The organism is Janthinobacterium sp. NKUCC08_JDC (assembly GCF_019345575.1).
Taxonomy (GTDB): domain Bacteria; phylum Pseudomonadota; class Gammaproteobacteria; order Burkholderiales; family Burkholderiaceae_D; genus Janthinobacterium; species Janthinobacterium aestuarii.
Map to the genome: position 1 here is coordinate 26,978 of NZ_JAHKQW010000010.1, position 12,911 is coordinate 39,888.

Sequence of the window (12,911 nt, forward strand, 5' to 3'; positions counted from 1 at the left end):
CGTTCGAATGGATAAGAGGTGGCAATGATGCATACAGTCGCAGCAGTACAAATGATTTCCTCGCCTTCCGTGGAAGACAACCTGGCCACGGCGCGGCGCCTGGTGGCGCAGGCCGCCGCCGGTGGCGCGCAACTGGTGGTGCTGCCTGAATACTGGGCCATCATGGGCAAGCAGGAAACGGACAAGCTGGCCCATGCGGAACAGCCCGGCAGTGGCCCCATCCAGGATGGCATGGCGCAGATGGCGCGCCAGCACGGCATCTGGCTGATCGGCGGCACCTTGCCCCTGATCTCGGGCCAGGAGGGCAAGGTCTTGAATACGACGCTCGTGTACGATCCGCAAGGCGAACCGGCCGGCCGCTATGACAAGATCCACCTGTTCGGTTTTACGCGCGGCATCGAGTCGTACAATGAATCGCGCACCATCGTGCCCGGTGCGCAGGTGCGCGCTATCGAGACGCCGTTCGGCCGCGTCGGCCTGTCAATCTGCTACGACCTGCGCTTCCCCGAACTGTACCGCGCCATGGGCGATTGCGCGCTGATCGTCGTGCCGGCCGCGTTTACCCATACGACGGGCAGCGCCCATTGGGAAGTGCTGCTGCGCGCGCGCGCCATCGAAAACCAGTGCTATGTGCTGGCCTCGGCGCAGGGCGGCCTGCATCCGAACGGCCGGCGCACCTGGGGCCACAGCATGCTGATCGACCCGTGGGGCGAAGTGATCGCCGTGCTGCCTGAGGGCGAGGGCGTGGTCAGCGGCGAGATCGACCTGGTGTTTTTGGCCGGCGTGCGCGAGTCGCTGCCGGCCCTCACGCACCGCACCATGTAAATTGAATTGTGAGAAAAAGCCATGATCCCATTTGAACCCAATCTGTCCAGCCTGGCCGTGGCACGCGATATCCTGCTCACGCCGTTTGGCCTGGACGAAGACAAGCTGCTCAAGGCCCTGGGCACGATGTTTACGCACAAGGTCGACTATGCCGACCTGTATTTCCAGTCGACCAAGAGCGAAGGCTGGAGCCTGGAAGAGGGCATCGTCAAGACGGGCAGCTTTTCCATCGACCAGGGCGTGGGCGTGCGCGCCGTGTCCGGCGACAAGACGGCGTTTGCGTATTCCGACGACATTTCCGAGCGGGCCCTGCTGGAAGCGGCGGCGGCCACGCGCACGATTGCGCGCGCGGGCGCCGGCAAAATCAAGATCGCGGGCCAGATGCAGCCGCAAGGCGGGCGTTCCTTGTACCTGCCCAACGATCCACTGGCCTCGCTCGATGCCACGGCCAAGGTGCAACTGCTCGAGCGCGTGGAAAAGATGGCGCGCGCGAAAGATCCCCGCGTGGTGCAAGTGATGGCGGGCCTGGCTGGCGAATACGACGTGGTGCTGGTGCTGCGCAGCGACGGTGTGCTGGCGGCCGACATCCGCCCGCTGGTGCGCGTGTCGCTGACCGTGATCGCGGAACAGAATGGCCGCCGCGAAACGGGCTCGGCCGGCGGCGGCGGGCGCTTCAGCTATGACTATTTCAGCGATGCCGTGCTGGAACAATACGCGACGGACGCCGTCAATTCGGCGCTGGTGAACCTGGAAGCGCGCCCCGCGCCAGCCGGTCCCATGACCATCGTGCTGGGGCCGGGCTGGCCCGGCATCCTGCTGCACGAAGCGATCGGCCATGGACTGGAAGGCGATTTCAACCGCAAGGGCTCGTCCGCGTTTTCGGACCGCATCGGCGAGCGCGTGGCCGCCAAGGGCGTCACCGTGGTCGATGACGGCACCCTGGCTGGCCGGCGCGGTTCCCTGAACATCGACGACGAGGGCAACCCGACGCAGTGCACGACCCTGATCGAGGACGGCATCCTCAAGGGTTACATCCAGGACACGATGAACGCGCGCCTGATGAAGATGCCCGTGACGGGCAATGCGCGCCGCGAATCGTTCGCCCACCTGCCCATGCCGCGCATGACAAATACGTACATGCTGGGCGGCGACAAGGACCCGGGCGAGATCCTCGCATCCGTGAAAAACGGCTTGTATGCCGTCAACTTCGGCGGCGGCCAGGTCGACATCACGAACGGCAAGTTCGTCTTCTCGGCCAGCGAAGCGTACATGATCGAAAACGGCAAGCTCAGCTACCCGGTGAAGGGTGCGACCCTGATCGGCAATGGCCCGGACGTGCTCAACCGTGTCTCCATGATCGGCAACGACATGCGCCTCGATTCGGGCGTGGGCGTGTGCGGCAAGGAAGGGCAGAGCGTGCCCGTGGGCGTGGGGCAGCCGACCTTGCGCCTCGATGGCATCACGGTTGGCGGGACTGCCTGATCTTTTCGGGCACTGCGCGGCCAACAACGGTGTCGGATTACGCGCGGCTGCGCCGCGCAATCCGACCTACATTTCTGGCAAGCTGATCGTGTAGGTCGGGTTAGCCCGAAGGGCGCAACCCGACACCACCGCTATTTCTCAGAATTTATACTTCACCCCCGCACTGACAAAGCGTCCTGCCGCGCCCGCGTAGTCGAGCGGGTTGTAGCCCGTGGCGCCATACGTCAGCGGGTCGAGCGGGGCGATCTTGTCGAACAGGTTTTGTATCGTCGCAAACACTTCCAGCTTGGGCGTGGCCAGCCAGCGGGCCGTCAGGTCCACCGTGGTGAACGAGGCGATGCGGCAGCCGCGCGGCGCGTCGGTGCCGTCGGCGAAATGCGTGGCGCAGCCGTCCGGGTCATTCTTGAACAGTATGTTGTCGAGCGGCGCACGGTAGTTGACGTTGGCCGTGACCCGCCAGTTCTGGCGTTCCCAGGTGGCGCCCAGGTTGATGCGGTCGTCCGGCGTACCCATGCAGTTGGACACGTCGCAATTGCCATGCGTGCCGGCAAAATCGCGCTGCGTGCCATCGCGTTCCGTGCGCAGCCATTTGTACAGATGCGTCCACTTCAGGTCGAAGGTCAGGTTGCCATAGTCGCCGCCCAGGTTGAAGCGCTGGCGGGCGTCGATATCGATGCCGCGCACCGTCGTTTGCGCCGAATTCACATAGTTGGCCAGCACGGCCGTGATGGCGCCCGGATCGCCGGCAATGCCGGTGGCCGTCGATGGGTCGCGCGCTACGTTGCCGGCGGCAATGGCCGCATCCGTTTGCTCCTGGTTGATTTCATTCTTGCGGCGGATTTGCCACAGGTCCACGGAAATGCTGCTGCGCGGCAGCGGGTCCCACACGGCGCCGACGGAAAAGCTGCGCGAACGCTCCGGCGACAGGTTCGGATTGGGCGAGGTGATGACGGCGATCGGCGCGGGATCGCACGCCACTTCCACGCCCAGCGCGCAGCGCAGCGGATCGCTGGCGGTGGAAAACGCGGCCAGGCCGCCGACGCCGTTTTCCGCCGCGCTGGGGGCGCGGAAGCCCTTGGCGAAGGTGCCGCGCAGGGCCAGTTCGCGCATGGGCGTCCATTTCACGCCCACTTTCGGCGTGTAGGAATTGCCCACGTCGGTGAAATGGTCGGCGCGCAGGGCGCCTGACAGCTCGACGGTTTTCAGCACGGGCGCCAGCACTTCGGCGTAGATGGCCGAGGCGTTGCGGCTGCCCTTGTAGGCGGAATAGCCGAGGCCGATGATATTGCCCCGCTCCGTGCCCGTGGTGGGCTTGAGTTCCGTCGATTCATGGCGGAATTCCGCACCCACGGCCACGCCCAGGCCGCCGCCGTCCAGCTTTGCCACCTCGCGGCTGGCCTTGAAGTCGATCTGCGCGATATGCGTCTTGGCATCGTTCGAGATGCGCGGCGACAGGGCCGCGTACAGCTCGGGCGAATTGAGGCCCGCGTTTTCCGCGATGCGCCACAGGCTGCCGGCCGGCAGGGCCGCATAGGCGGGGTTCAGGCTGGCCGCCGCCACGTTCGCGGCGGTCGGGTTGAGCAGGGCGAAGGCGACGTCGCGCTGTAGGTAGCCGTTCAAGTCGTTCGACACCTTGTTCTGCGAGTACAGCAAGGCGCTGTCGATATCCCAGCCCGCCACCGTGCCCTTGATGCCGGCCACAAAGCGCGTGAAGGTCGAATTGACTTCCGACAGGCGCGGTCCCACGTCGGCCGCCAGGTAGCGCAGCCGCGCCGCCGTGCCGAAATATGGATTGTCCGGGTGGGCTGCGCCGAGCGACACGCCCGCATTGCTGACGGGCCCGCCCGGGTAGCCGACCGAGCCGCTGACCGTCGATGGCGTGGTGGCCGAGTTTGATTCGCTGTGATACACGTTCAGTTCCGCATACGTCTGCAGTGCTGGCGTCAGTTGCCAGGCGGCGCGGCCGAAGAAATTGATGTTCTTTTGCTTGGGCTGGATCTGCCCGTACTGCTGCGCGGCATCGGTCAGGCAGCCGCCGCCCGGGTCGCCTTGCGGATGCGTGGTGAAGTTGCCGCAGGCGGCGCCGGGGAAGGTGCGCGTAAAATCCGCGCCGGACAGGTTGCCGCGGTTGTAGTAGTCGAGCGTGTCGGGATTGCGCACATTGCCGTTGACGGCACTGCCGGCCGCGTTGTTGGTGGTGATGGCGCCCGCACCGCTGAGCGACTCCTGCGCGCTGAAACCCAGGTCGCGCAAGTCGCTGCGGCCCACGGCGCCCCGTCCGGCCCGGTCGCGGTTCCAGATGGCGGCCTTTTCGCTGTACTCGAGGTTCAGCAGCACGTTGTAGCGGTCGCTGTCGATGTCGCCGAAGCCGTGCGTGATGGCGGCGCGCGCATCGCGCCCGTCCCACTCCTTCGTCTTGCCGTAATTGCCCTTGATGGCCGTGCCCTGGTAGTCGCGCCGCAGGATCACGTTGACAACGCCGGCAATCGCGTCCGAACCGTAGATGGCCGAGGCGCCATCCTTGAGGATTTCCACCCGTTCCACCGCTTCCAGGGGAATGATGTTCAGGTCGGCGAATACCTTCTGGCCATCGTCGGCCAGGCCATACGGCGCGACGCGGCGCCCGTTCAGCAGCACCAGGGTCGAGGCCGTACCCAGGCCTCGCAGCGATACGCCGGAAGCGCCGGCGGCAAAGCCGTTGCCGAAGGTGGTGGGCACCGAGCCCTGGTTGTCGACGGCCAGGGTCTGCAGCAGTTCGGCCACGCTGGACTTGCCCGATTTTTCAATGTCGGCCGCGTTCAGCGTTTGCACGGCCGACGCCGTTTCCGCCTGCGCGCGGCGGATGTTCGAGCCGGTGATTTCCACGCGGGCAACGGGGGCAGCATCCTGCGCCAGGACGGGTAGACTCAGCAGCGCACTGGCCAGCGCCAGGCCCAGTCTGGGTGGTGAAAAAGCAGCGGATGGTAAGGATGGTGTAGGGCTCATGCGGTTCTCCGGAAAGGTCAGGCAGTCAGGAATCGTCGATGCGTCCTTGAGTTTTGCCCGTGCGGCGATGCCGGGAGTAGATCTGGATCAAGGAGTGCCCCGCTTGTCGTCGATAGAATGGCTGGCGTGGCGTGGTTGCCACGACGGACACAGCGGTAGTGGCCTGCGAACGGGTAGGGGCAGCGCGCAACTTTTTATGCTTTTTAACGTACTTTGCAGTGTAAAACGGCAGCGGCATGCGGCTTTGCCGACAAATATGCTTGCCAACCCTTGCAATTTAGGTTTATAGTCGTTCATCACTTACGGATGACTCGCATGTTCGCTCGCCACTTTTTTACCGCTTATTTTTACTTTAGCAATTCCAACCCAAAGGCGGTGGAGTAGCGGTCGGTTCACGTAGCAGCAAAACGAGATCCCAGCAAATTCTAAAAAACCGCCACTGATGGCGGTTTTTTTTTACCCAGATGTTTTACCCATCCTTAAATTTTGGAGAAAATGATGCCCCGCACCGATGATTTGCGAATTCGCGAAATGAAGGAATTGACCCCGCCGTCCCACCTGATCCGCGAATTCGCCTGCTCGGAGCAAGCCGAACAGACCGCCGCCAGCGCCCGCATTGCCCTGCACCGTATCCTGCACGGCCAGGACGACCGCCTGATGGTGGTGATCGGGCCTTGCTCCATCCACGACACCAAGGCGGCGATGGAATATGCGCGCCTGCTGGTGAAGGAGCGTGCGCGTTTCGCGGGCGAACTGGAAATCGTCATGCGCGTCTACTTCGAGAAGCCGCGCACCACGGTGGGCTGGAAGGGCCTGATCAACGATCCGTACATGGACAACAGCTTCCGCATCAACGACGGCTTGCGCATGGCGCGCGAACTGTTGCGCGATATCAATGAGCTGGGCTTGCCGGCCGGTACCGAGTTCCTCGACGTGATCAGTCCGCAATATATCGCCGACCTGATCAGCTGGGGCGCCATCGGCGCGCGCACGACGGAATCGCAGGTGCACCGCGAGCTGGCGTCGGGATTGTCCTGTCCCGTCGGCTTCAAGAATGGCACGGACGGCAATGTCAAAATCGCCGTGGAAGCCATCAAGGCCGCCTCGCAGCCGCACCATTTCCTTTCCGTCACGAAGGGCGGCCACTCGGCCATCGTCTCGACCAACGGCAATGAGGATTGCCACATCATCTTGCGCGGCGGCAAAACGCCGAACTATGACGCGGCCAGCGTGGACGACGCTTGCAAGGCGATCGCGGCGCAAGGCCTGGCGGCGCGCCTGATGATCGACGCCTCGCATGCGAACAGCTCGAAAAAACCGGAAAACCAGATTCCCGTGTGCGCCGACATCGCCAGCCAGGTGGCGGGCGGCGACGACCGCATCGTCGGCGTGATGGTGGAATCGCACCTGGTGGCGGGGCGCCAGGATTTGATCCCGGGCAAGGAATTGATCTACGGCCAGTCCGTCACGGACGGTTGCATCGACTGGAGCGCCAGCGTGGCCGTGCTGGAAAACCTGGCGGCAGCCGTCAAGCAGCGCCGCTTGAAGGGCGACGCGGAATAAGTGACGTGGCGCGCAGCATGAAAAAAAGCCCGGAAAGCTAAGCTTTCCGGGCTTTTCAGTTTTCAGCCGAGAGCAGATGCCGTCAGCTTAGAACTTGTAGGAACCGCTCAGGTAGAACTGGCGGCCCAGAGCGCTCGAGTACGATGGGTTGTAGCCCACTTGATGCGAACCCGTGTTACGCAGGGTGAACGGCGGATTGCGGTCGAACAGGTTCAGGATGCCGCCCGTGATTTCCACGTTCTTCATCGGACGGTAGGCCGTCTGGAAGTCGAAGGTGGTATAGCTCGGCACTTCCAGTTGGATGCCATAGCATTCGCCAGGGCTGCCAGCCACGATCACGGCGCAATCGTCAGCCGTCTGTTCCTTGTCCGTATAGCCGTTGCGGTAGCTGGCGCTCAGCGTATGCGTGAACTTGGCTGTCTCATACGTGGTGGTGGCACGGATGATGTTGCGGAAGCTGACCTTGTCGTTCGAACCGTAGCGATTCAGGCTGGTTTCCCATTGATCATCGGTGCCCGGCGTCGTGTAGCGCGAACGCAGCAGGTAGGTACCCATCAGGCGGCTCGTCAGGCGGCCGTCCAGCAGCTTCATCTTGTGGGTGAAGTCGTAGTCGATACCGCGGTTTTCCACCTTGCCGATGTTAATCGGCAGCAGCTTGATGGCCAGCACGTCCTTGCCCGTCGAGCTGATGTGCTTGGTGGTGAACAGATTGGCGTACTTGGCAGGATCGTTGAAGATCAGGCCTTCGGACACGGCGGTCACCTGGTCGCGGATTTCCACGTTCCACAGGTCGAACGACATCGACAGGCTGTCGATTGGTTCGAACACGGTACCGATGCTCCATTGCTTCGACGTTTCCGGCTTCAGGTCCGGGTTGCCGCCCTGGAAGGCTTCGAATTGCTGGCGTCCCACGCCGCTGCAGTAGCTGGCCAGCGGATGGCCGCCCATGCCGTTCGCTGCCGTCAATGGGCATTGATAGTTACCGCCCGTGACGCCCCAGTCTTCCAGTGGACCGGCGATTTCCTGCATGCTGGCGGCGCGGAAGCCGGTGCCGGCAGCGGCGCGGAACATCAGGCTCTTGGTGGCGGAATACTTGCCGCTGACTTTCCAGGTGGTGGCGTTTTCTTTCTTGCCTACCGTCTTGCCCGTCAGCTTGTCGTCGATGGATCCGATCTGGTCGTAACGCAGCGAGCCGGTCATTTCCAGTTTTTTCGAGATTGGCATCATCAGCTCGGCGTAGGCGCCGGCATTGTCGCGTGCGTATTCGCTGTCGACTTGTGCATTGTCAAACAGGATCTGCGCCTGTTTGGCAACATTCGCCTGCTGCACCTTGTACGAGGTGTTGCGGTAGTCGGCGCCCACGCCCAGCATGGCCGTGCCGCCTGGCAGCGAGAACACAGGACGCGAAGCGCGGCCGTCGATGCCCTTCATTTCCACGGTTTGCGTGTTGTAGGTGCCGCTGAAGCCCGTGCCCAGCAGTGCCTGGCGCATGGCATCCGGCATGGAACCGACCGGGTAGGCGAACGGGTCGATATTGCCGGCGGCTACTTGCGCGTCGAATTTGTCCGCCAGCGGGAAACCGCTGACGTATTCTTGCGTCTGCTTGTTTTTCGAGTACGTTACGGCGGAGTTGATGTCCCAGCCGAATGCATTGCCATCGATGCCGGCGACGATGTGGGTGGCCTTGGTGCCGTAATCGTAGACGCGGTTGCCCATTTCCGACAGGCGGTATTTGGCGACGGCGCCCGTGGCGTTGGCCAGTTGCGCTGGCGTCAGGTTCGGCGCCAGATATTTGTTGAACAGCGGCGAGCCGACATCGACGGAGAAATCGGCCGGGTACGGCGCAATGCTGGCGACGACGCGCGCTTCCGTGTAGGCGAGGTCATAGAAACCCTGGAAGCCGGTTTTGCCCAGTTTGACGGTACCCGAGCTGAAGATGGCGTCGCGCTTCGATTCGGGATTGATTTCGATGGTCGATGGCGAATCGAAATAGCAGTTGCCGTCGCCATAGAAATCCATGTTGCTGGCGGCGCATTTGCCGCCATGGGCCAGTGCGTACGGGTTCAGGTTGACGGACTTGCTGACTGTCTTGCCGGTGGCAGGATCGATGGCATCGTAATCGACAGTTGCGTTGCCTGGCGCGGAGCGCGAGGAACCGTTGATGAATTGCAGTGCCTTGCCGTTCTTCGGATCGTTGAAATTGATGATGCCGCTTTTCGCGAAGCTGCGCTGCGATGCTTTCAGCGATTTTTGTTCGTCATGGCTGGCCGACACGAAGATGCTGTAGCCGTCTTCGTCGATGTCGCCGAAGCCCTTGCTGATGGAAATCGAGTTGCTGGCGCCGCCTTTTTCTTCAGGACGCGAGTACTTGGCATTGATTTCCAGCGGCGATGCGCCTTTTTTCAGGATGAAGTTGACCACGCCGGCGATGGCGTCTGCGCCATACAGTGCCGAGGCGCCGTCCGTCAGCACTTCCACGCGCTCGATGGCCGACAGGGGGATCGAGTTCAGGTCGATGGTGGTGCCGGAATTGGATGGCGCAATACGGCGGCCGTTCAGCAGCACCAGCGTGTAGGCTGCGCCGATATCGTGGATCGAAGCCGTGGTGACGCCGCCGCCGCCGCCGCCAACCGAATCGGCGGCCACGGAGAAGCCCTGCATCGCAGGAATTTGCTGGATGAAATCGGTCACCGTGGTGACGCCGGTTTTCTTGATGTCTTTCTGGTTGAACGACTGCACCGGCAGCGACGCTTCGGAAGCGATGCGCTTGATGCTCGAACCGGTGACTTCCACGCGTTGCATGGTGCCATCTGTTGTTTCTTGTGCATACGCGGCGTGCATGCTCAGGGCCATGCCGCCTGCAAACATCAGGCGCAGCGACCGCGATATTACATTTTCTATCATCATCTGAAATTCCTTGTTATTGTGATAAAGGCGGCAATTATTTTGAAATAACTTGTTGCTTACTAACAATTTATTTGCCTTTTTACAAATCCACCAATGAAAATTCTGTAAATTTTCAGGGCCCTCATCAAAACATTCACGATTCAGATTGTCAATTTCGTGCGGACTTTTTGGACGAAATGCAACATTTCCCTGTTTTTTTTGTAATCCTTCAGCAATAAAGTATCGCGGACCCTTGTCAGCCCTGCTCAGATGCGTAAAATAAAACGGCGCACATCATCGCTGATGGCGCCGTCTTTGGCATGGCTGGCACACGCTGGCCAGCGCTGTCTGGTCTGTCTTTCTTCCGTCACTCCCTCAAAACGTATAGCTGCCGCGCAAGTAGTAGGCGCGCCCGATCGGGTCCGTGTAGCGCGGGTCATAGCCTTTCTGGAACAAAGTGCCCTGGTTCGAGAACGGTGGTTCCCTGTCCATCAGGTTTTTCACGCCGGCCGTCAGCAACAAGCCTTTCCACACGTAACTGCCCGACACGTTGAGCAGGCTGTATGACGGCACATCGTGGCGGTATGGCGGCTCGACCAGATTCTGGTCCGTGTAGCCGGACTTGAACGATTGCGACACGGTGGCGCCCCAGTTGCCCAGGCGCCAGTTCAGCGCCGCCGTATGTTTCCAGCGGAACACGGGATTGTTGTCCGCGTAGCGGCCCACGTTGGCAATGAATTCGCCGCCGCGCTCGTTCTGGTAGTCATACTTGTGGGTCCACGTGCCATCGACCGTGACGCTGAAATCGCCATACGCGCCACGTCCCAGGCGGGCATTCAGGCTGACGTCGATGCCGTCGGTTTTCACTTCGCCGAGGTTGTCGTTCAAGTCCAGGATGGCGTAGGGCGAACCATCGGGATTGCGCAGGAACAAGGCCTTGTACTTTTCGTAGTTGCCGAAGATCGATTGCTCGGGCAGGGAGGAAATCTTGTCCTTCAGGTGGATGTTCCAGTAATCGACGGCAAGCGTGACTTCCTTGATCGGTTCGAGCACGAGGCCGACGGCGAAGGTGGTGGATTTTTCCGGTTTCAGGTTTTCATTACCGCCTTGCAGCTTGAATTGCTGCAAGTCGCAATCGCGCAGGGGATTGGCACCGGGCTGCGGCACGCCGCCCGGGCACAGGATGGGGTCGTCGTAGGTATCGTTGGTGTCGTTCTTCGATGGCGGCGCATTCTTTTCAAACAAGGTGGGCGCGCGGAAACCCGTGCTGGCCGAGCCGCGCAGCACCAGCGCGCTGCTGGCCTGGTAGCGCAGGGCCAGCTTCGGATTGGTGGTGCTGCCCACGTCGCTGTAGTGGTCGAAGCGGGCGGCCAGCTGCACTTCCAGATCCTTGATCAAGGGCAGGTTGACTTCGCCGAAGACGGCCTGGATCGTGCGCGAGCCGCTCTTCGACAGTGAGCCGGACAAGCCGGAACTGGCGGCCTGGCCGGCGATATCGCGGTTGACATTGAAGTCGGCCTTTTCGTGCCGTACTTCGCCACCCAAAGCGATGGCCAGCGGGCCGCCGGCCAGCTGCGTCAGTTCGCGGCTGCCCTTGATGTCGAAGCCCGTCGTGGTGACCTTGGCGTTCTGCACCTCGCCGCGCAGGGCGGTGCTGTCCAGGTAAGCCTTGCCGGCCGCGTCCTGCACGCCGAACGGGTTCAGGATGCCGTTCAACACGCCAGCGGCAAAGCCCGCATCCTGCACATAGCCACCCGTGAACTTTTCCGACGACTTGCTGATCGCGTGGCTCAAGCCCGTCTTGTAGTCCCAGCCGGACAGCTCGCCTTCGAGGGCCAGCACCAGGCGGTCTGCCTTGCCATCCGAATCGATCTGCCGCTGGCCTGCTTCCACGGGGCGCCAGTTGACGCTCAGCGGCTGGCCCGACAGGCCCGGCTGGGCCGGCACGCCGCCCGCATTGCCCGGATAGTATGGACTGGTGCTGGGCAGGATCAAGCCCGTTTGCGGCGGCGGCGCCGTGCGTGCCTTCACCTTGTTTTCCGAATGCAGGTATTCCACCGTGGCCAAATGGCCGCCACCGAGCTTGAAGGCGCCCTTGCCGAAGAATGCCAGCTGTTCCTGTGCGGGCAGGTTGTCGATCTGGCGCGTGTAATCCTGGCGGCAGGTGCCGTTGGCGGCGGCCACCGACAAGGGCGGCAGGCAACCGCTGGCCGCGTAGGGATTGCCGGCCAAGCCGTCGCCGCCATTGGCCGCCGCATCGAAGTAGTTGCCGGGGAAAGTCGTGCCGCTGGTAATGGACAGCCCGCGCGAGGGGATGATGCCGGTCTTGGAAAAGTCACGGTCCTGCGACGTCAGCACTTTTTGCTTGTGGTAGTCGAGCACGCCGAAAATATTGTAGCCGTCCGTGTCGAGCTTGCCGAAACCCGTCGACAGGTTGACGCGGTGCTCGCCGCCACCCTTGTGTTCGGGCGAGACGACCTCGGCGGTGATATTCGTGACGTTGACGGAGCGCTTCGTGATGAAGTTGATGACGCCGCCGATGGCATCCGTGCCGTAGATGGCCGAGGCGCCGTCGCGCAGCACTTCGACACGTTCCAGGGCGGCAATCGGGATGATGTTCAGGTCGACGCTGGCGCCGTCATACGGATGGTTGGCGATGCGCCGGCCGTTGAGCAGGACCAGGGTCTTGTCGCCGCCCAGGCCGCGCAAGTCGGCGCTGGCCTGACCGCCCGTGGGCAAGCCGCTGGTATTGCCGCCGACGGCATTGCCGCTGCCCATGCTCGACGCGTTCGAGGGGATCTTGCTCAGCACTTCCTGGGCCGTCGTCAAGCCCTGCTTGGCGAAATCCTCGGCCTTGAAGATGGACAAGGGCGTCGCCGTTTCCGAGACGAGTCGCTTGATGGAGGAACCGGTGACTTCGACACGCTGCATGGCAGGGGGCTCGCCGGCGGTGCCGGTGTCCTGCGCCATGGCCGCATGGCCATACGCGCCGAGCAAGGCTGCGCACAACAGGCGCAAGGTGGGGGAGGGGCTGCGGGTTTGCGTCATCTGACACTCCTGTGGCGTGGGTTTGGCCAAGTGGCCTGCAAGGGAGTTTTACAGGCGCGCAGCAGCTAAGGTTTGTGCTGGCACAAGAGCTGTGCGGATGAGCGACCTGGCGCCACAGTCCG

Annotated in this window: 6 protein-coding genes; 3 read left to right on the top strand and 3 right to left on the bottom strand. The window is 62.4% G+C overall.

The window, feature by feature from the left end; all coding sequences use genetic code 11:
• The first annotated feature begins 24 nt into the window (after nt 1-24).
• Nucleotides 25-825: a carbon-nitrogen hydrolase family protein gene (locus tag KO538_RS20540; protein ID WP_034760185.1), complete on the top strand. Its 801-nt coding sequence runs from the start codon at nt 25-27 to the stop codon at nt 823-825.
• A gap of 21 nt (nt 826-846) precedes the next feature.
• Nucleotides 847-2,307: a metalloprotease TldD gene (tldD, locus tag KO538_RS20545; protein WP_219329494.1), complete on the top strand. Its 1,461-nt coding sequence runs from the start codon at nt 847-849 to the stop codon at nt 2,305-2,307.
• 138 nt (nt 2,308-2,445) lie between these two features.
• Here tldD and KO538_RS20550 read toward each other — a convergent pair whose 3' ends face one another.
• Nucleotides 2,446-5,292 (bottom strand): TonB-dependent receptor, encoded by a 2,847-nt coding sequence (locus KO538_RS20550; RefSeq protein ID WP_219329495.1) that lies wholly within the window; start codon nt 5,290-5,292, stop codon nt 2,446-2,448.
• A 498-nt stretch (nt 5,293-5,790) separates the two neighbouring features.
• Here KO538_RS20550 and aroG point away from each other — a divergent pair, with 498 nt between their 5' ends.
• Entirely contained in the window at nt 5,791-6,855 is a 1,065-nt protein-coding gene (gene aroG, locus KO538_RS20555; protein ID WP_034760477.1) for a 3-deoxy-7-phosphoheptulonate synthase AroG, read from the top strand.
• An 87-nt stretch (nt 6,856-6,942) separates the two neighbouring features.
• Here aroG and KO538_RS20560 read toward each other — a convergent pair whose 3' ends face one another.
• Nucleotides 6,943-9,762, bottom strand: a complete 2,820-nt coding sequence (locus KO538_RS20560) for a TonB-dependent receptor (protein ID WP_070303337.1) — start codon at nt 9,760-9,762, stop codon at nt 6,943-6,945.
• A gap of 354 nt (nt 9,763-10,116) precedes the next feature.
• A complete protein-coding gene (locus KO538_RS20565) occupies nt 10,117-12,789 on the bottom strand; it encodes a TonB-dependent receptor (RefSeq protein WP_219329496.1) in 2,673 nt (890 codons plus the stop codon).
• Nucleotides 12,790-12,911: the final 122 nt, after the last annotated feature.

What these genes read in the sequence shown, in the direction of transcription:
- KO538_RS20565 (WP_219329496.1), bottom strand. Translation starts at nt 12,789, where the DNA reads ATGACGCAAACCCGCAGCCCCTCCCCCACCTTGCGCCTGTTGTGCGCA.
- KO538_RS20540 (WP_034760185.1), top strand. Translation starts at nt 25, where the DNA reads ATGATGCATACAGTCGCAGCAGTACAAATGATTTCCTCGCCTTCCGTG.
- KO538_RS20560 (WP_070303337.1), bottom strand. Translation starts at nt 9,762, where the DNA reads ATGATGATAGAAAATGTAATATCGCGGTCGCTGCGCCTGATGTTTGCA.
- aroG (WP_034760477.1), top strand. Translation starts at nt 5,791, where the DNA reads ATGCCCCGCACCGATGATTTGCGAATTCGCGAAATGAAGGAATTGACC.
- KO538_RS20550 (WP_219329495.1), bottom strand. Translation starts at nt 5,292, where the DNA reads ATGAGCCCTACACCATCCTTACCATCCGCTGCTTTTTCACCACCCAGA.
- tldD (WP_219329494.1), top strand. Translation starts at nt 847, where the DNA reads ATGATCCCATTTGAACCCAATCTGTCCAGCCTGGCCGTGGCACGCGAT.